Raw genomic sequence first — 19109 nt, 5'->3', positions numbered from 1 at the left:
CTGGCAGGCGAAGGGCTGATCAAGCGCGGGAAAAGGCCTCAGATCCCGCGTTCACCGTCTCATGCGAAGGTGTCGACGCCGGCACTGGGCCGGCGAAGCGCGGCGGGCGCCGGCATGCTGCGCAGCGGCTCGGTGGTGGCAATGGCTGGCACGCGGCTCGCGCCCGGGTAGTCGGCCTGCCGCTGCGACCCCTGCTGCGGGGGCGGCTGGCCGAAGGCGCCGCCCTGGCCGGCGAAGGGATGCGATTCCGCGCCGACCGAGGCCTGGCCCAGGCTGATGCCGTGGTCGGCAAGGCTGGTGCGCAATTGCGGCAAGGCCACCTCGAGCGCCTTGCGCACGCTCTCGTGGGCCGAGGTGAACATCGCCTGCGCCTGGTTGTCGCCCATGGTGAGCGTGACCTTGAGCGGGCCGAGGCCGGCCGGGTTGAGGTTCAGCTCGGCCACCTGGTAGCCCGCCGCGGTCATGCGCAGCACCTGGTGGCCGATGGCCTTGCCCCAGGCGGCCGAGCCGACGGACGGCTCCACGCTGAGGATGGGCGTGTGCGGCGAAGCCGGCGGCACGTTCGTGCGCGCGGCAGCGGCCGCGGCCGGCGTGAACGGCATCGCGGTGGCCACGCTGGTGGAAGTGGGCGCCGCGTCGGATGCGGCGGCCAGGTCGGCGGTCTTGTCGGCGGAGATCATGGCGGTGGCCGGTGCCGAGTCGGTGTCGGCATCGGCGGAGAGGGAGGCGGTGGAGGCGCCGCGGGGGTCGGTGGCTGCTGCTGCGGAAGCCGCGGTGGTGGCGGCGGCGTCGGGCGCTGCAGCATCGGCAGCCGGGATCGCGGCTGGGGCCGTGCCCGCGGCGGCCGGCGGCGGCACAGCGGCTGCGGCCTGCATGGCGGCGCGTGCCTCCGCCGGCTGCGCGGTGTCCGGGGCCGCGGCCTGCTGTGCACCGTCTGCCGGCTTCGCCTGCGCAGTGCTTTCGCCTTCGGCATCCGCCGCGACGGCCGTCTGGCCTGCCGCAGCGTCCGAGGTCTCTCCAGCCAGCGTGTCGGCCGGCGCATCGCCCGGCACCACGGCCTGGACGCCATCGGGCACCGAGGCGGCGGCGGACGCACCGGCTGCAAGTGCAGCAGTAGCGGCAGCTGGCGGCGCCACCAGCGGCGCAAAAAAAGACATCGGCAGCAACTCGGCGGGAAGCTCGTCCTTGCGGTCGCCGGCGCGCGAGGCCTTTCGGCGGTGCGTGGTTGCCAGTGCGGACGATTCGGCCTCTTCGGGCGCCTGCGCTGCGCCTGCGTTGCGCGAGCGGGCCAGCGCCGCGTCGAAGCTGCGGCCGCCGGGTTCCTCGGCGTTGCGGCCGCGTGCACCGGCGGCGGTGGAAGAAGCCGCGGAGGCAGCCGCGTTCGGGCTGAAGGAAGGGGCGATGGGGGAAGGCATGTGCGTCAGGGTGTCGGTTGGGAGGCGCGGTCGAAGAACTTGCGTGCCGTGCGCTCGTCGCTGTCGCGCTGCTCGCGCCGCGCGCCGACCACGAGTTCCTGCCGCCGTGCGCGTTCGGCCAGCGCGTCGAAGGAGTTCAGGCGCCGCTTGTGCTGCTGCCATTCGCTGCGGCCATGGTCGAGCCGGCTGGCCGCCTGTGCGGCGATGGCCTGCTGCTGCTGGATGGCGCCGTCGAGCGTGCCGAGGAAATTGCGGTAGTTGTGCCACTGGGCCGAGGGCAGGCCGTTCTCCATCAGCACCTGCAGCTGGTCGCTGTAGTCCTGGCGGTACTGCAGCAGCAGCTCCAGCTTCTGGTGGGCGCTGACCTGCGCGTTCTGCAGCAGGCCGAGCTGGCGCGCCGCATCGTCGGTCCGTGTGCGGGCGAGGTCGGTGAGCGTGTCGAGCGGAAGCTTGTGCGGCATGGCAACTCCTGTGGAAGGGAAATGGATCAGGCGGATTCGAAGAGGCTGCCCATGCGCTCGATCGAGGCGGCGTAGTCGCAGCGCTCGTGCATCGATTGCTGCAGGAAGGCCTCGATGCGCGGATAGAGCGCAATGGCCTGGTCGAGCTGCGGGTCGTGGCCGGCCGCATAGGCGCCGACGCTGATCAGGTCGCGGTTGCGCTGGTAGCGCGAGAGCGCTTGCTTGAAGCGGCGCACGGTGTCGAACTGCGAGGGCTCGATCAGCGCCGTCATCGCGCGGCTGATGGAGGCCTCGATGTCGATCGCCGGGTAGTGGCCGGCCTCGGCCAGCGTGCGCGACAGCACCACGTGGCCGTCGAGGATGGCGCGGGCCGAATCGGCGATCGGGTCCTGCTGGTCGTCCCCTTCGGACAGCACGGTGTAGAAGGCCGTGATCGAGCCGCCGCGGCCGTTGGCGTCGCGCGCGCCGTTGCCGGCGCGCTCCACCAGCGCGGGCAGCTTGGCGAACACCGAAGGCGGGTAGCCCTTGGTGGCGGGCGGCTCGCCCACGGCCAGCGCGATCTCGCGCTGCGCCATCGCATAGCGCGTGAGCGAATCCATGATCAGCAGCACGTCGCGGCCCTGGTCGCGGAAGTACTCGGCCAGGCAGGTGGCATAGGCCGCACCTTGCAGCCGCAGCAGCGGCGAGTTGTCGGCCGGCGCGGCCACCACCACCGAGCGCGCCAGGCCTTCCTCGCCCAGCGTGTTCTCGATGAAGTCCTTGACCTCGCGGCCGCGTTCGCCGATGAGGCCGACCACGATCACCTCGGCGCTGGTGTAGCGCGCCATCATGCCCAGCAGCACGCTCTTGCCGACGCCCGAGCCCGCGAACAGGCCCATGCGCTGGCCGCGGCCCACGGTGAGCATGGCGTTGATGGCGCGCACGCCCACGTCGAGCACCGAATCGATCGGCGCGCGCGCGAGCGGATTGATCGGCGGCGCGCCCAGCGGCACCCGGCGGCTCACGTCGAGCGGGCCGAGCCCGTCGAGCGGCCGGCCGGCGGCATCGACCACGCGGCCCAGCATGCCTTCGCCCACCGGCAGCCGCTTGGTGTGGGCATCGCCGGAAGCGCCGCCCGCAAACTGCGCAGGACCGGGCCGCGCAAACACGCGCGCACCCGGCAGCAGGCCGGCCACTTCGCTTTGCGGCATCAGGAACAGGCGGTCGCCGGCAAAGCCGACCACTTCGGCCTCGGCATGGCGCTGCGGATAGCCGGGCGGCAATTCGATCAGGCAGTCGCTGCCGACCGGCAGCTGCAGGCCCACGGCCTCCAGCACCAGGCCGACGGCGCGCGTCAGGCGGCCCGAGGTGGCGATGGTTGCGCACAGGCCGACCTCGCCGCGGGCCTGCGCGAGCGTGCCGAGCCAGGACTTGAGGTGCGGGTTGACGGCGCCGGGCGCGGCGGTGTTGGCGGTGGCTTGCATGGCTTCAGGCTCCATCGGGTTCGGCATCGCGCGAGAAGGCGCCGGCCACGCGCTTCCAGCGGGTCTCGAGCGAGGCGTCCATCTCGCCGCTCGCGGAGCGCACGCGGCAGCCGCCACGGGCCAGGGCGTCGTCGGCGCGCAACTGCCAGCCCGCGGCTTGCAATTCGCCGCCGAGGCTGTTCTTCACCAGCGCCAGGTCGTCGGGATGCAGCAGCAGGCGCGGTTCGCCCTGCAGCGCGGGTTCGGTGTGCAGCAGGTCCTGCACCAGCGCAAGAACCCATTCGGGCTCGACGCGCAGGGTGCGGTGGATCACCTGGCGCGCGACGTCGAGCGAAAGCGCCAGGATGGCATCGGCCAGCTCGCTCTCGGCGCTGCGCAGCGCGGCCGGCAGCGAGGCGGCCAGCGCGCGCAACTGCTCGGCATGCGCGCTGGCCGCGGCCAAGCCGGCCGCCAGGCCTTCGGCGCGCCCCTCGGCATGGCCTTGCGCCCAGCCCTCGCGGCGGCCTTCGGCCTCGCCGGTGGCGCGCGCTTCCAGCCGCAGGCGTTCGAGCTCGGCCTCGCGTGCCAGCGCGGCCGGGTCGACGCGCGGCGCTGCGGGCACTTCGATGCTGGCGCTGCGCGCCGCGAGCGCGTCCGCGTCGATCGCGCCCATCTCCCAGCGCTGCCAGGCGGACAGGCGCGGACGCGCGGCGGCAGGAAAGGCGTCAGACGAAATCATCGGTACCAGGCGCGGCTACGACGATCTCGCCGGCATCGGCCAGGCGGCGCACGACCTGCAGGATCGCCTTCTGCTCGGTCTCGACCTGCGACACGCGCACCGGGCCGCGCAGCTCGATGTCCTCGCGCAGCGTCTCGGCGGCGCGCTGCGACATGTTCTTGAGGAATTTCTCGCGCAGCTCGGGCGCCGAGCCCTTGAGCGCGACGATGAGCGAATCGGACTCGATGTCCTTGAGCAGGCGCTGGATGTAGCGGTCCTCCAGGTCGAGCAGGTTCTCGAACACGAACATCTCCTCGACGATGCGCTGGGCCAGCGCCTCGTCATGGGCGCGCACGTGGGCAATGGCCTCTTCCTCCTGCGCGCTGTTCATCAGGTTGACGATCTCGGCCGCGGTGCGCGCGCCGCCCAGGCGGCTGCGCTTGAGGCCTTCGCCCGAGAGCATCTCGGTGAGCACGTCGGTCAGCTCGGCCAGCGCGGCCGGCTGCACGCCGCCGAAGGTGGCCACGCGCAGGATCACGTCGTGGCGCAGGCGCTCGGGCAGCCGTTCGAGCACCTCGGAGGCCTTCTTGCGGTCCAGGTGGACCAGCAGCGTGGCCAGGATCTGCGGATGCTCGTCGCGCACCAGCTCCACCACCTCGCCGGCTTCCAGGTCGTTGAGCCGCTCGATGCCGCCGTGCGGCTCGTCGGGTTGCAGGATGTCCTCGAGCAGGTTGCTCGCGCGGTCGTCGCCCAGCGCCTTGCGCAGCACGGCGCGGATGTAGCTGCCCGAGCCCAGGTGCAGCGCGGACAGCTGCTCGGTCTCCATGCGGAACTCGGCCAGCACGGCCGCGAGCTCGTCCTTGGAGACCTGGCTCAGCCGCGCCATGGCCACGCCCAGTGCCTGCACCTCGGTGGCCGGCAGGTGGTGCAGCGTGGCCGCGGCGCGGTCCTCGCCCAACGACATCAGCAAGATTGCGCTCTTCCGGGTGCCTGCGTCGCTCATGAATTCATCCAATGCTTGATCAGCGTGGCGACCAGGCGCGGGTCCTGGTCGGCGGTCTGGTGTGCGTAGTCGAGATCGGCCTTCTGGCGCTCGATCTCGCGCAGCCGCGCGTTGTTCTGCGCGACCGTTCCGTCGTCGTCGGCCGCGCCAGGGGCGGCCGGCGCCGCTTCGGGCACCGCGGCGGCGGGCGGCGCGAGGTGCTTGCGCAGCAGCGGCCGCAGCACCGCGAACCAGGCGAACAGCGCGAGGCCAGCCACCAGCAGGTACTGCGCGATGGTCATGGCGAGTCCGAGGTTGGCGGGGTCGCGCCAGAACGGCAGCGCGGGCCCGGCTTCTGCGTCGCCGCCTTCGCGGGCGAAGGCGCTGTTGACCACGTTGAGCGAGTCGCCGCGCTCCTGGCTGAAGCCCATCGCTTCCTTGACCAGGTTGCGGATCTGCTCGATCTCGGCCGGCGTGAGCGCGCGCTGGCCCGGCTTGCCGGCGCTGTCCGCGGTGTCGCGGTGGTTCACCACCACGGCCACCGACAGCCGCCTCACGCCGCCCGCGCCCTGCTGCACATGGCGGATCGAACGGTCGAGCTCGTAGTTGGTCGTCACGTCCTTGCGCGAGCTGCCCGGTGCCGTGCTGGCTGCCGTGGCGGTTGCCGCGGCCTTCGGCGCAGCTGCCGCGGCGTTCGGCGGCGCGGTGATCGGCGCGCTCGGCGTCTGCGGCGGCTGGTTCGACAGCGCGCCCGGCACGCCGCCCGGCGGCGTGGCGCCCTGCTGCATCGACTCGCTGGACTGCTGGCTGCGGATGGCTGCGGCGCGCGGGTCCTGGTTCGGCTTGTAGCTTTCCTCGGTGCGCTCGACCACGGAAAAGTCGATCTCGGCCGCCACCTGCGCGCGCACGTTGCTCGCGCCCACGAGGGGCTGCAGGATCGCCTCGATGCGGCGGATGTAGCCCTGCTCGATTTCCTGCGCGTACTTGAGCTGGCTCACGTCCAGCCCGCGGGCGCCGGCATTGGCGGCCGACAGCAGGTTGCCGTGCTGGTCGACCACCGTCACGCTCTTGGCGTCCAGGTCGGGCACGCTGCTGGAGACCATGTGCACGATGGCGCTGACCTGGCCCTCGTCGATGCTGCGGCCGCGGTGCAGCGTCAGGATCACGGAGGCCGAGGGCTTCTTCTGGTCGCGCACGAAGAGCGAAGGCTTGGGCAGCGCCAGGTGGATGCGCGCCGATTCCACCGAGCCGATCGATTCGACCGAGCGCGCCAGCTCGCCTTCGAGCCCGCGCTGGTAGTTGACCTGTTCGGCGAAGTTGCTGGTGCCGAACTTCTGGTTGTCCATCAGCTCGAAGCCGACCCCGCCGCCCTTGGGCAGGCCCTGCGACGCGAGCTTCAGGCGCACTTCGGGCACCCTGTCGCGCGCCACCAGGATCGCGCCGCCGCCTTCGGCGAACTTGTAGGGCACGTTCATCTGCTGCAGCGACGCGATGATGGCGCCGCCGTCGCGGTCCGTCACGTTGGTGTAGAGCACGCCGTAGTCGGGCGCGCGGCTCCACAGCAGGAACGCCGCGGCGGCCGCGGCAATGGCGGCCGCGCCGACGATCAGCGGCAGCTTCGGCTGGGTGCGCAGGCGCTCGGCAAGGCCGGAGGCGGGCGAGGGCGCCGGGCCGGTGCCCGCGGGGGCCGCCGAACTCATTGCGCAGGCTCCGCCGCGGCCAGGTGCACGGGGCGGCGCGGGATCATGTCGAGGGGCTGGAGGCTTCGATGTTCTGGGGTCATGCCGAGGGGGCCGTGGTGTCGTCAGCGAGCTATGGGTTCGGCGTTGATTCTCAGCAGCCGGGCCATATTCGATTGGTCGAACAACTGCGGGTTTTGCCGTCAGTTGGGCGCATGTCGCCGGGGCTTCGCCTGCTACGCTGAAAACACGCGGGAAGGCCCTGGGCCTCCCTCTTCATATCCAGATCCAACCCATCCAGAGAGAGCTCTCCATGTCGATCACCGCCATCGAATCCGTCCTGCAGCAGATGCGCGCCACCGCGCTCCAGAGCGGCATTGCGCAACCCGCCGCCGAGGCGGCCCAGCCCGGGGCCTTCGCGGCCGAGCTGCGCCGCTCGCTCGACAGCATCAGCACCGCGCAGACCAAGGCCTACGGCCAGGCCGAGGACTTCGAAATGGGCAAGCCCGGCGTGGCGCTGAACGACGTGATGGTCGACCTGCAGAAGGCCAACGTGGCTTTCCAGACCGGGCTGCAGGTGCGCAACCGGCTGGTGGCGGCCTACCAGGAAGTGATGAACCTGCCCGCCTGAGCGCCGAGGTTGTGGGGCGCGCATCTTTTTTTGCGCCGGACTCTAAATGTTTGAAAAGCCCTGCCGATAACTAAACCAACGATGGCTTGAGTCTCACAGTGGGAGCGGGTCCAGCGTTGCGGCCTGAGGGCCGGAGTCCACAACCTTTGTCTATCAGGAGTCGAACATGGCGCAAGTCATCAACACCAACAGCCTTTCCCTGCTCACGCAGAACAACCTCAACGCGTCGCAATCGTCGTTGAACACGGCGATCCAGCGCCTGTCCTCCGGCCTGCGCATCAACAGCGCCAAGGACGACGCCGCCGGCCAGGCCATTGCGAACCGCTTCACGGCCAACATCCGCGGCCTGACGCAAGCCTCGCGCAATGCCAACGACGGCATCTCGCTGGCGCAGACGACGGAAGGCGCGCTCAAGGAAGTGAACAACAACCTGCAGCGCGTTCGCGAACTGTCGGTGCAAGCCGCCAACGGCAGCAACTCCGGCAGCGACCTGCAATCCATCCAGGACGAAATCAAGCTGCGCCTCGGTGAAATCGACCGCGTGTCCAAGCAGACCGACTTCAACGGCGTGAAGGTCCTGTCGTCGTCGGCCAAGCCGCTGACCGTGCAGGTCGGCGCCAACGACGGCGAGACCATCGACATCGACCTGAAGGAAATCAGCTCGAAGACGCTCGGCATGCAAGGCTTCAACGTCAACGGCCCGCAAGCCAAGACCGGCGCGAGCTTCGACGGCACCGCCACGATGGTCGGCACCTCGGCCGACGTGGACGCCGCCGCCGCACAGAAGGTGTACGGCGCAACGACCAACGTCACGACCTCCGCTGTGACCGAAAAGACCGGCGGCACGCTGGCAACCAGCCTGGGCGTGGCTGCCGGTAGCGTGACCTTCGGTGCCAACGCACTGAGCGACAAGGCTGGCAACTGGTACGCGGAAGTCACCATCACGCCTGCCAGCGCCGCGGAAGCGATGGCCCTGAACAACGAAGGATTCACCGACGCAGCAAACGGCGTGGCCCAACGCTTCTACGTCGCGCTGGACCCGCAAGCCGCCGACACGACCACGACCGCTGGCACGGCCGCCTTCGCGCTCGACACCTCGAAGGTCTCGGTCGCCAGCCTGCAGACCGGCTCGACCGCCAACCCGCTCGAAGCCATCGACGCAGCGCTCAAGCAAGTCGACGACCTGCGCAGCTCGCTGGGTGCGGTGCAGAACCGTTTCGACTCGGTGATCTCCAACCTGGGCACCGCCATCACCAACCTGTCGTCCTCGCGCTCGCGCATCGAAGACGCCGACTACGCAACCGAAGTGTCGAACATGACCCGTGCGCAGATCCTGCAGCAAGCCGGTACCTCGGTGCTGGCCCAGGCGAACCAGACCACGCAAGGCGTGCTGTCGCTCCTGCGCTGATCTGAAAAGGCATTGCGCAGGCCGCCGGGCGAAAGCCCGGCTCCGCCTGCGCTGTTCCCTGCGGCCTGGTTCCGGCCAGGCCGCAGACGACAGCGAAAGCAATCCTGACAGCCGCCGCCGCCTTCTCATTCACAGACATCAGGAAATTTCAACATGGCATCGATCAGCAGCCTGGGCGTGGGCTCCAACCTCGACCTGAGCACCTTGCTCTCGCAGCTGCAGACGGCGGAGAGCCAGCCGCTGGTGGCGCTGCAGCAGCGCCAGGTGAGCTACACGAGCAAGCTCTCGGCCTACGGCACGCTGCAAAGCTCGCTGGGCACGCTGCAGGCCGCGGCCAAGAAGCTCTCGGACCCGGCGCTGTTCCAGGGCGTGAAGGCCGTCTCCAGCGCAACCGACGTGCTGACCGCGGCAGCCGCAGGCACGGCCGCGGCCGGCACCTATGCCGTCGAGGTGACGCAGCTCGCGCAGCCGCAGTCGCTGGTGGCGGCGGGCCAGGCGAGCACCACCGCGGCCATCGGCAGCGGAACCATCACCATCGATTTCGGCGCCATCACGGGCGGCACGCTCGATGCGGCCACCGGCACCTACAGCGGCTCCGGCTTCACCAAGGACGCCACCCGCACCGCCGTGCCGATCACCATCGACAGCAGCAACAACACGCTGGCGGGCATCCGCGACGCCATCAACGCCGCCAAGGCCGGTGTCTCGGCCAGCATCGTGAACGACGGCAGCGGCACGCCCAACCGGCTGGTGCTGACCTCCTCGCAGACCGGCGAGGCCTCGAGCATGCGCGTCTCGGTGGCGGGCGATGCAGCGCTGCAGAACCTGCTGAACAACGATCCCGCGGGCACGCAGAACCTGCGGCAGACGGTGGCGGGGCAGAACGCCAAGCTCAGCGTCAACGGCATTGCCGTGACCAGCGCGAGCAACACCGTCAAGGAAGCCATCCAGGGCACCACGCTGACGCTGCTCAAGACCGGCAGCAGCAGCCTCTCGACCCAGGCCGACACGGCCGCGGTGGAGACGGCCATCAACGATTTCGTCAAGGCCTACAACAGCCTGCAGGCCACGGCCAACACGCTGACCGCCTACAACCAGGACTCCAAGACCGGCGCCGCGCTCGTCGGCGATTCGACGCTGCGCAACCTGCAGACGCGCATCCGGCAGGCGCTCACCACGCCGCAGGCCGGCGGCCCCGACGACATGAAGGTGCTGTCCGAGATCGGCGTCGCCTTCCAGAAGGACGGCACCATGGCGGTCGATTCGACCAAGCTCAAGTCGGCCCTGGCCAGCAACCTGGCGGGCGTCTCGGGGCTGTTCGCGAGCGCCACCGGCAGCACCGCCGGCTACGGCAAGCAGCTGAGCGCGCTGGTGGACGACCTCACCTCCACCGGCGGCGCGCTCAAGGTCGCGTCCGATGGCATGACCGCCTCGCTCAAGCAGCTCGACGAGCAGTACGCCGACATGAAGACGCGGGTCGACGCCAAGGTGGAGCGCTATCGCACGCAGTTCACCCAGCTCGACCTGCTCATGAGCCAGATGAACCGGACCAGCAGCTATCTCACACAGCAATTCGCGAGCATGCAAAGCAGCAGCAAGTAGCCATTCCAGCGGAGCAAGCAGTCATGTACACCCCCCACACCTTCAGGACCGGCGCCAGCGCGTATGCGCACGTCGGCATGGAGACGCGCACCATGAGCGCGTCACCGCACCAGCTCATCGTCATGCTGTTCGACGGCGTCGTCACCAGCATCGGCATGGCCCGCCACCACATGGCCACCGGCGACATGGCCGCCAAGGGCAACGCGATCTCCAAGGCCGTGAGCATCGTCGACAACGGCCTGAAGGCCGCCCTCGATGCCAAGGCCGCGGGCGCGGCCGGCGCCGAGCTGGTGGGCAATCTCTCGGCGCTGTACGACTACGTCATTCGCCGGCTGCTCTATGCCAACCTGCACAACGAGCCCAAGGCACTCGACGAGGCCGAGGCATTGCTCGAGAACGTCGCGTCCGCATGGCGCGAGATCGGCGGCGCCAGTGCCGGCAATTGATCCCAACCCCGCCGCACTGGAAGCGCAGGCCGTGCCAGTCCGCCACGAAGTCGTCCACTGCTATGGCGAGCTCGCCTCGGCCATGTCGCTCATGGCTTCGCTGGCCCGCGCGAGGGAATGGGACCGGCTGCCCGAGCTCGAAGCCCGCTGTGCGCAGCTGGTCGACCGGCTCAAGGCCGTGGGCGCGGTGTCGCTCGATGCCGCGCAGCTGGAACAGGTGCGCGGACTGATCGCGCGCATCCACGCCGACCAGGACGAGGTGTGCGCGCTGGTCAAGCCGCAGCTGGAGCGCCTGGTGGCCAAGATGGCCCAGCTGCAGAACCGCAGCGATCTTGGCAAGGCCTACGGCCTGCCGCACTGATCGCCGGACGCTGCACCCGAAGCCATGAACAGACCGATCGGACCTGCCGTCGATGCGCTGCTTGCCTCGAAGCTTTCTTCGGCGCGGCCGGACCTCGCCGTGCTGCAGACCGAGGTCGGCACGAGCATGCCGGTCGGGCCGATGGCCGAGATCCAGAAGATCAAGAACGATGTCCGGCTGCCGTCCCATGCGCCGCTCGAAACGCGCCTTGACACTGGCGCCGCGCCCGCACTGCCGCGCGCCGATGCGCCGCCCTCGATCGACACGCGGTGGTCGGCGGCGGCACGCGTCATCGGCGCCGTGCTGGCGGACCTGCATGCCGAACCGGAGCCGGTGCGCGGTGCGGCGCCGCTGTGGGCGTCGCCGCAGGAAGCTCCGTCCGGCGCCGTGCTCGCGGCCGCGCTGGGACGATCGGTGAGCGGCAGCGGGCTGTTCTACGAATCGCATCTGCTCGAATTCGCCATGGGGCTGCGCACGCTGTCGCAGCTGGCCGAGGAGCCGCAGGTTCGGCTGACGCAGCCGCTGCCGATGCTTCAGCAGCCGGCCGGGCCTGGCACCTCTCGGGCGCAGCCGACGGCGATGGCCCAACCCGCTGTGGCCCAGCCCGCTGGCGCCGCGCCGGCCGCCCAGATCCACCAGGCCGCGGTTGCCTCGGCCAGCCACATGGCCGCGATCGCCGCGATGGCCGCGCTGTCCGGCGAGGCGCGCATGGCCGGCCTCGGCGCCGGCGAAACCGATGCGGCCAATGCGCCGGCGCGCGCGGCAGCGCCGGCCGCGGCCGAGCTGATCCATCCGCAGACCGCCGCGCTGGTGCACCAGCAGCTCGACCTGCTGGCCACCGCCGTGTTCCGCTGGAGCGGCCAGGCCTGGCCCGATGTGCCGATGGCGTGGTCGATCCACGAAGAAACCGGGCAGCCCGGCGATGCGCCCGAAGGCCGCGGCGACGGCGGCGGCGCGCCCCTGCGCCGTTGGACGACCACGGTGTCGCTCACGCTGCCGAAGCTGGGGGCGGTGGATCTTCGCCTGAGCCTTGCGGGCGAAATGGTCCAGGCGCACCTGGCCGCACGCGAGGCCGCGACGCTGGCCCGGCTGCGCAGCGACGGCGGCGAACTGGCACCGCGCCTCGCGGCCGCGGGCCTGCGGCTGCAGGACCTGCAGATCACCGCCATGGAGCGCACTGCATGACGACCCCCGCGCAACCGCGCCAGAGCGCAGTGGCGCTGTCCCATGCCGACACCGCAAAGGCGCCGGTGGTCGTGGCCAAAGGCTATGGCGTGACGGCGGAATCGATCCTGCGGCAGGCGCGCGAGAACGGTGTCTACGTGCACGCCTCGCCGGACCTGATCCGGTTGCTGATGCAGGTGGACCTCGATCGGCAGATTCCGCCGCAGCTCTATCTGGCGGTGGCCGAGGTCATGGCATGGATCCACGGAATCGAGAACGGCAGGGGCCAGGCGGCAGGGCGATTCGATTAATGCTTTGTCATTAGATTCACATCTTTTTTGAGAACTGGTCGCAGCGACGGAAGCCCCGTCGTGCTATTGCAACAAAAGCTTACATGTACTTGTAGCCCTGTTTACAGTTTGAGTAGTGCAGAAGGTTACAAGTGTTAAATATTGTGAATAATCCAATCAGGACATGACTGAACGGAGTGCATTTTGGAAACGGATAACGTGATGAGCGTAGCCAACGGCGAAATCTCCCGGGAAATCGGCGACATCAATCTCGCCTACATGCTGCTGGCGCAGAAACTGGTCAAGCAGGACCGCGTGGCGGCGATGTTTAGGCTCGGCGTGAGCAGCGAACTGGCCGACATGCTGGCCGGCATGTCGCTGGCGCAGATCGTCAAGCTGGCGGCGTCGAACTTCCTGCTGTGCAGTTTCAGGCTCGACGAACACGCCTCGATGTCGGCGGTGGTTGGCGAAGGTAAGGACACGATGCTGCAACAAGCACACATGTCGATCCTGATGTCGGCACGGAGCCTGCAGACCCGAAAAGCAGCGGTGCCGGCATGACGCGCAAGAGCGTGCTGGGCGAGGTGCGGGAAGTGCAGCTCGCGATCCAGCTGATCCAGCTGGGCGCCCGCCTGCAGTTCCTGGAGTCGGAGGTGGGCCTGAGCCGCGAGCGGCTGATCCGCCTCTACAAGGAAATCAAGGGGGTTTCACCGCCCAAGGGATTGCTTCCCTTTTCAACCGATTGGTATATGACGTGGCTGGCGAATATCCATTCGTCAATGTTTTACAACATGTATCAATTCATGAAAATTCATTCGGACGAAGAAAAAGTCTGGATATTGATTAAAAGCTACAAGCTTTATTTGCAGCAAATTGCAGCCCAGGACAGCGAGCCAATTCTGGATTTCACGCGCGCCTACACGATGGTGCGTTTTTTCGACAGCGACATGCTGCAGCTGAGCACCTGCTGCCGCTGCTCGGGCCAGTTCGTCGCGCATGCGCACGACCACAAGAGCGGCTACGTGTGCGTGCTCTGCAGGCCGCCGTCGCGCGCGGGCAAGGCGCGCGGCGCCAAGCGCGGCGCCGATGGCGAGGCCGGCGCGCTCGGCATCGAAGGCATGGGTTTTGGCGTGGAGGCGGCGCCGGGCGGCGCGGGCCTCCACTGACACGGACCCTGCCCGCCGGGCAGGGCTTTTGAATCGACGCCTCAAGGGCAATAGGGGAAGCGCGTGCTCCTTTTGGTTGGGTATCTGGTGGTGGTTGGCGCCGTCTTCGGCGGCTATGCGCTCATGGGCGGGCACTTCGGCGTGCTGTTCCAGCCGGTCGAGCTGCTGATGATCGGCGGCGCCGCGCTGGGCGCCTTCCTGGCCGGCAACAACGGCAAGACGATCAAGGCCACGCTCAAGGAGCTGCCGCTGCTCTTGCGCTCGTCCAAGCACAACCGGCAGCTCTACCTGGACCTGCTCGCGCTGCTCTACGAGCTGCTGGCCAAGGCGCGCAAGGAAGGGATGATGAAGCTGGAGTCCGACGTGGAGGACCCGGCGCAAAGCGAGATCTTCCGCCGCTACCCCGAGATCCTGGCCGATGCCGGCGTGATGGAGTTCCTGTGCGACTACCTGCGCCTGGTCATCAGCGGCAACACCGATGCGTTCGAGATCGAGGCGCTCATGGACCACGAGATCGAGACCATCAAGCACGAGGCCGAGATGCCCGTGCACAGCCTCTCGCGCGTGAGCGATGCGCTGCCTGCGCTGGGCATCGTCGCGGCCGTGATGGGCGTGGTGCATGCGCTGGGCTCGGCCGATTTGCCGCCCTCGGAAATGGGCGCGCTCATCGCGCACGCCATGGTGGGCACCTTCCTTGGCGTGCTGCTGGCCTACGGCTTTGTCTCGCCGCTGGCTTCGCTGATCGACCAGAAGGTGTCCGAGGGCATGAAGCTGTACCAGTGCACCAAGGTCACGCTGCTCGCGAGCCTCAACGGCTATGCGCCGCAGCTGGCGGTGGAGTTCGGCCGCAAGGTGCTGTTCTCGACCGAGCGGCCCAGCTTCACCGAGCTGGACAGCCACGTGCGCGAAGTCAAGGCGCGCTGAGCGGCGCGGCGCATCGTCATGAGCACCGAAAAGCACAGGGTCGTGGTCAGGCGCGTGGCCGCCCATGGGGGCGGCGGGCACGGCGGCGGCTGGAAGATCGCCTATGCCGACTTCATGACCGCCATGATGGCGTTCTTCCTCGTGATGTGGCTCTTGTCCAATACCTCGCCGAAGCAACGCGAGGGCATCGCCGAGCACTTCCGCATGCCGCTGAAGGTGGCGCTCAGCGGCGGCGAGAAGAGCAGCACCAGCATCAGCGTGGTGCCCGGCGGCGGCATGGACCCGAGCACGCGGGCCGACGGCGAGGTGCAGCGCGCCGACGCCGAGGACGACGCCGATGCGGACCGCCTGGCCAGCATGAAGGAGCGGCTGGACAAGCTCATCGAGAACAGCCCGGTGTTCCGCCAGTTCCGCTCGCAGATCCTGATCGACATCACGACCGAGGGCCTGCGCCTGCAGATCGTGGACAACGAGAACCGCCCGATGTTCGATCTGGCCAGTGCGCAGGTGGTGCCGCACATGCGCGCCATCCTGCGCGAGCTCGGCCCCACGCTCAACGAGCTGCCCAACAAGATCACGCTGTCGGGCCACACCGATGCCTTCGTCTACAGCAACGGCGACCGCTCCTACGGCAACTGGGAGCTGTCGGCCGACCGGGCCAACGCCTCGCGGCGCGAGCTGGTGATGGGCGGCATGGCCGAGAACAAGGTGCTGCGCGTGGTCGGCCTGGCCGACAGCATGCACCTGGACCGCAGCAATCCGCGCAACCCGATCAACCGGCGCATCAGCATCATCCTGCTGAACCACCGCACCCAGCAGCAGATCGAGAACGAGAACAGCGGCGGTGGCGGTGCCGGCGCCATCCTGCCGGCAAGGGCGAAGGCTTCGCCGCCGCCACTGCTTTCCGCGCCCACCGACAACCTCAAGGTGACCGTCAAAGGGTCGCCGGCAGCCACGCACCCCTAAAGACATTGACGCCGGCACGCATGCACGCCGGTTCGGAGCAACGATGGATCTCAGTCAGTTCACACAGGCATTTTTTGTCGAAGCCGTCGAGCTTCTGGCGCAGATGGAGCAGCTGCTTCTCGAACTGGACGCCGAGGCGCCCGACAGCGAGCAGCTCAACGCCATCTTCCGTGCCGCGCATTCGATCAAGGGCGGCGCGGCCACCTTCGGCTTCGTTGCGCTGACCGACACCACCCATCTTCTGGAAACCCTGCTGGACCGCGCGCGCCACGGCCAGCTGACGCTGAGCCGCTCGATGATCGATTCATTCCTGGAAACGAAGGACGCCTTGCAAGAACAACTGATTGCCTACCAGGCCGAGAACGAACCCGACCCCGAGCGCGTGGCGCACATCTGCGAGGTGCTGCGCCAGCTGGCGCTGGAGAGCGACGGAGCCCAGGCGGCGCCTGCACCCGCGCCTGTGCCCGCGCCCGCCGCCGTGCCCGTTGCTGCCGCTGCCGCGGTGCCCGCGCCGGGCGGGGCGCTGCGCATCCGGTTCTCGCGCCTGTCCGACAGCGAATGCGAGTTGCTCGCCGACGAGCTCGGCAACCTCGGCAAGCTGCTGTCGCGCACGCGCAGCGGCGACCAGCTCACGGTGCTGCTCGACACCAGCTGCGCGCCCGACGACATCGTGGCCGTGTGCTGCTTCGTCATCGACGAGTCGCAGATCGAGATCACGGCCGAGCCCGCGGGCGGCGATGCGGCTCCTGCGGCCGCGCCCATTGCAGCGGCGCCGGCCGCACCGGCGGCCGCGGCACCACAGCCGGCCGCGCCGACGGCCAGCGCGGCGCCCAGGGCGGCCTCCGCTTCGGCCGCCGCAGCAGGCGCCAAGGATTCGAGTTCGATCCGCGTCGACGTGGAAAAGGTCGACCAGCTCATCAACCTGGTGGGCGAGCTGGTGATCACGCAATCGATGCTCACGCAGGCCGCCACCATGCTCGACCCGGTGGAATGCGAGCGCTTTCTGAGCGGCCTCGGCCACCTGGAGCGCAACGCGCGCGACCTGCAGGAATCGGTGATGTCGATCCGCATGATGCCGATGGACTATGTGTTCAGCCGCTTCCCGCGCGTGATCCGCGACGTCAGCGCCAAGCTCGGCAAGGAAGTGCGCCTGGACACCTTCGGCAAGGAAACCGAGCTCGACAAGGGCCTGATCGAGCGCATCATCGATCCGCTCACGCACCTGGTGCGCAACAGCCTGGACCACGGCATCGAGACGCCCGCGCAGCGCATCGCCAAGGGCAAGGAAGCCGAAGGGCAGCTGCTGCTGTCGGCGCAGCACCATGGCGGCAACATCGTGATCGAGGTCAGCGACGACGGCGCGGGCCTCAACCGCCAGAAGATCCTCGCCAAGGCCATGCAGCAGGGCCTGCCCGTGACCGACACCATGCCCGACGACGAGGTGTGGCAGCTGATCTTCGCGCCCGGCTTCTCCACGGCCGAGCAGGTCACCGACATCTCGGGCCGCGGCGTTGGCATGGACGTGGTCAAGCGCAACATCCAGGAGATGGGCGGGCACGTGGAGATCAGTTCGCGCGAGGGCTGGGGCACCACCACCCGCATCGTGCTGCCGCTCACGCTGGCCATCCTCAACGGCATGTCGGTCAAGGTGGGCAGCGAGGCCTACATCCTGCCGCTGAGCTACGTGATCGAGTCGCTGCAGCCGCGCACCGAGCACCTGCATTCGATCACCAGCGACGGCCATGTGATCAAGGTGCGCGGCGAGTACCTGCCGCTGATCGAGCTGCACGGCGTGTTCGATGTGGCCGGCGCGCAGACCGATCCGACCCAGGGGATATTGGTGATCGTGCAGGCCGGCGAGACGCGCTTCGCGCTGCTGGTGGACGAGCTGCTCGGCCAGCACCAGGTGGTGGTCAAGAACCTGGAGACCAACTACCGCAAGGTGCCGGGCATTTCGGCCGCGACGATCCTGGGCGACGGCAGCGTGGCTTTCATCATCGACGTCGATGCCATGCCGCGCATCCAGCGCGCGCACGTGGAGCGCGCCACCGTGCTGGCCCGCGCGGCGCGCACGGAGCCGGTCGCGGCCTGACGGATACGACAGAGACAACCCCACGGAGACGATGCAATGCGTTTTGATTTTTTCCGGCGCAGCGCGGCCGAGGAAACGCCCGCAGCCGAAACGGCCCAAGGCCTGGCGATGCCGCGCAATGCAGAGGGCTTTGTGGCCTACACCTTGCTGCTCGATGCGCACAAGCGCGTCGCAGGCTACAGGCTCGCCTGGCGCGCGGCCGCCAGGCCCGAAGAAGCGCCGGATGCGATCAGCCAGTTCAAGTCGCTCGTGGCCTGCGTGACCGAGCACCTCAACCCGCCGGACACGCCATGGCGGCTGGGGCGCAGCGAACTGTTCTTCGACGTGAATGCCGAATTGCTCGCGCTGGGCGCGCTGCAGTCGCTGCCGCCCGAGTACACCGTGCTGTGCGTGGAGCTCGGCGACCTGGCCAACGAGGAGCTGCGGCCGATACTGCACTTCCTGCACGAGCAGGGGTTCAGCTTCATGCTGTGCCGCGCCAAGGCGCTGCCCGAAGATCCCGAACTGCTCGGCCTGGTGAGCCATTTCGACGTGGGTGCCGGCGATCCCCTGCTGGTGGCGGCCGCGCGCGGCAAGGAGCTGCCCGACCACATGCCGATCCAGCCGATCGCCACGCGCATGGCCTCGTGGAAAGACTTCGAAGCCTGCGCCGCCCGCCGCGTCGACGTGTTCGCCGACGCGAGCTGCGGCCTGCCGCCGCCGCCTGCGGCAAGCACCGGCAGCCATGCGCTGCAGCCCGAATCGGTGCTGATCATGCGGCTCTTGCAGATGATCCAGCGCAACGAGGACCTGCGCGAGATCGAGGCCGCCCTCAAGCGCGATGCCGCGCTCACCTACCGGCTGCTGCGCCACATGAACTCGCCGGCCGTGGGGGCCGGCGTCGAGATCCATTCGCTGCACCATGCGGTGACGATGCTCGGCTATTCGCCGCTGTTCCGCTGGCTCTCGCTGCTGCTGGCCACCAGCAACCCCATGGGCAGCCCGCCCTTCATGATGAAGAAGGCCATCATGCGCGGCCGCTTCGTCGAACTGATGGGCGAGATCATGCTGCCGCGGGGCGAGTCGGACAACCTGTTCGTGGTCGGCATGTTCTCGCTGATCGACCAGCTGCTGGGCATTCCGATGCAGGAGGTGCTCAACAAGGTGCAGCTGTCCGATTCGGTCCAGCAGGCCATCCTCACGCGCGGCGGCGTGTACGGCCCCTTTCTCTCGCTGGCCGAGGCCTGCGAGATGGACACCGGCGAGGCGGCGCGCCTGGCGGAGGCGCTGCTCCTGAGCGCGAGCCAGGTGAATGCCGCGCATTTGTCGGCACTGGCCTGGTCGCAGGACGTGATCCCGGCCGAAGCCGCCTAGCGAGATGCG

The 19109-nt window shown here is 68.9% G+C and carries 19 protein-coding genes; 13 read left to right on the top strand and 6 right to left on the bottom strand.

The window, feature by feature from the left end; all coding sequences use genetic code 11:
- Window positions 1-59: 59 nt before the first annotated feature.
- Genes ACAM58_RS20475 through fliF form a run of 6 tightly spaced genes read right to left on the bottom strand, consistent with a single transcriptional unit; the run spans window position 60 to window position 6718 of the window.
- Window positions 60-1415, bottom strand: a complete 1356-nt coding sequence (locus ACAM58_RS20475; protein WP_369663433.1) for a flagellar hook-length control protein FliK — start codon at window positions 1413-1415, stop codon at window positions 60-62.
- Between the two features lie 5 nt (window positions 1416-1420).
- Window positions 1421-1876 (bottom strand): flagellar export protein FliJ, encoded by a 456-nt coding sequence (gene fliJ, locus ACAM58_RS20470; RefSeq protein ID WP_015866946.1) that lies wholly within the window; start codon window positions 1874-1876, stop codon window positions 1421-1423.
- A 26-nt stretch (window positions 1877-1902) separates the two neighbouring features.
- Complete coding sequence (gene fliI / locus ACAM58_RS20465; protein WP_015866945.1) at window positions 1903-3339, bottom strand: flagellar protein export ATPase FliI; 1437 nt, start codon at window positions 3337-3339, stop codon at window positions 1903-1905.
- Window positions 3340-3343: 4 nt separating this feature from the next.
- Window positions 3344-4057, bottom strand: coding sequence for a flagellar assembly protein FliH (gene fliH, locus ACAM58_RS20460; RefSeq protein ID WP_369663432.1), 714 nt, complete (start codon window positions 4055-4057; stop codon window positions 3344-3346).
- The gene (fliG, locus tag ACAM58_RS20455) at window positions 4044-5039 is read right to left on the bottom strand and encodes a flagellar motor switch protein FliG (RefSeq protein ID WP_015866943.1); all 996 of its coding nucleotides are present in this window, start codon (window positions 5037-5039) and stop codon (window positions 4044-4046) included. Before fliG ends, fliH begins: the two co-directional genes overlap by 14 nt.
- Window positions 5036-6718, bottom strand: a complete 1683-nt coding sequence (gene fliF, locus ACAM58_RS20450; RefSeq protein WP_369663431.1) for a flagellar basal-body MS-ring/collar protein FliF — start codon at window positions 6716-6718, stop codon at window positions 5036-5038. The genes fliG and fliF overlap by 4 nt, the downstream gene beginning before the upstream one ends.
- Before the next feature lie 292 nt (window positions 6719-7010).
- On the opposite strand from fliF, the gene fliE reads away from it, so the two are divergent.
- The 13 genes from fliE to ACAM58_RS20385 all read left to right on the top strand — a co-directional run bounded on the left by fliE (window position 7011) and on the right by ACAM58_RS20385 (window position 19100).
- Window positions 7011-7328, top strand: a complete 318-nt coding sequence (gene fliE / locus ACAM58_RS20445; protein WP_369663430.1) for a flagellar hook-basal body complex protein FliE — start codon at window positions 7011-7013, stop codon at window positions 7326-7328.
- Between the two features lie 166 nt (window positions 7329-7494).
- Complete coding sequence (locus ACAM58_RS20440; RefSeq protein WP_369663429.1) at window positions 7495-8736, top strand: FliC/FljB family flagellin; 1242 nt, start codon at window positions 7495-7497, stop codon at window positions 8734-8736.
- Window positions 8737-8889: 153 nt separating this feature from the next.
- Window positions 8890-10338: a flagellar filament capping protein FliD gene (fliD, locus tag ACAM58_RS20435; RefSeq protein ID WP_369663428.1), complete on the top strand. Its 1449-nt coding sequence runs from the start codon at window positions 8890-8892 to the stop codon at window positions 10336-10338.
- Window positions 10339-10361: 23 nt separating this feature from the next.
- Entirely contained in the window at window positions 10362-10784 is a 423-nt protein-coding gene (gene fliS / locus ACAM58_RS20430) for a flagellar export chaperone FliS (RefSeq protein ID WP_015866938.1), read from the top strand.
- A 31-nt stretch (window positions 10785-10815) separates the two neighbouring features.
- Window positions 10816-11145, top strand: coding sequence for a flagellar protein FliT (locus tag ACAM58_RS20425; protein WP_230537932.1), 330 nt, complete (start codon window positions 10816-10818; stop codon window positions 11143-11145).
- 24 nt (window positions 11146-11169) lie between these two features.
- Complete coding sequence (locus ACAM58_RS20420; protein ID WP_369663427.1) at window positions 11170-12330, top strand: flagellar hook-length control protein FliK; 1161 nt, start codon at window positions 11170-11172, stop codon at window positions 12328-12330.
- Entirely contained in the window at window positions 12327-12620 is a 294-nt protein-coding gene (locus ACAM58_RS20415; RefSeq protein WP_015866935.1) for an EscU/YscU/HrcU family type III secretion system export apparatus switch protein, read from the top strand. Before ACAM58_RS20420 ends, ACAM58_RS20415 begins: the two co-directional genes overlap by 4 nt.
- A 201-nt stretch (window positions 12621-12821) precedes the next feature.
- Window positions 12822-13160: a flagellar transcriptional regulator FlhD gene (flhD, locus tag ACAM58_RS20410; RefSeq protein ID WP_026284204.1), complete on the top strand. Its 339-nt coding sequence runs from the start codon at window positions 12822-12824 to the stop codon at window positions 13158-13160.
- Window positions 13157-13765, top strand: coding sequence for a flagellar transcriptional regulator FlhC (flhC, locus tag ACAM58_RS20405; protein ID WP_018906380.1), 609 nt, complete (start codon window positions 13157-13159; stop codon window positions 13763-13765). Before flhD ends, flhC begins: the two co-directional genes overlap by 4 nt.
- A 63-nt stretch (window positions 13766-13828) precedes the next feature.
- Window positions 13829-14689 (top strand): flagellar motor stator protein MotA, encoded by an 861-nt coding sequence (gene motA / locus ACAM58_RS20400; RefSeq protein ID WP_015866932.1) that lies wholly within the window; start codon window positions 13829-13831, stop codon window positions 14687-14689.
- An 18-nt stretch (window positions 14690-14707) separates the two neighbouring features.
- Window positions 14708-15655, top strand: coding sequence for a flagellar motor protein MotB (gene motB, locus ACAM58_RS20395; protein WP_015866931.1), 948 nt, complete (start codon window positions 14708-14710; stop codon window positions 15653-15655).
- Between the two features lie 43 nt (window positions 15656-15698).
- The gene (gene cheA, locus ACAM58_RS20390; protein WP_369663426.1) at window positions 15699-17747 is read left to right on the top strand and encodes a chemotaxis protein CheA; all 2049 of its coding nucleotides are present in this window, start codon (window positions 15699-15701) and stop codon (window positions 17745-17747) included.
- Window positions 17748-17783: 36 nt separating this feature from the next.
- Window positions 17784-19100, top strand: coding sequence for an EAL and HDOD domain-containing protein (locus ACAM58_RS20385; protein ID WP_369663425.1), 1317 nt, complete (start codon window positions 17784-17786; stop codon window positions 19098-19100).
- Window positions 19101-19109 lie beyond the last annotated feature (9 nt).

Source organism: Variovorax sp. V116 (assembly GCF_041154435.1).
Taxonomy (GTDB): Bacteria; Pseudomonadota; Gammaproteobacteria; order Burkholderiales; family Burkholderiaceae_C; genus Variovorax; species Variovorax paradoxus.
This window is presented reverse-complemented; position numbering and strand designations above follow the sequence as displayed.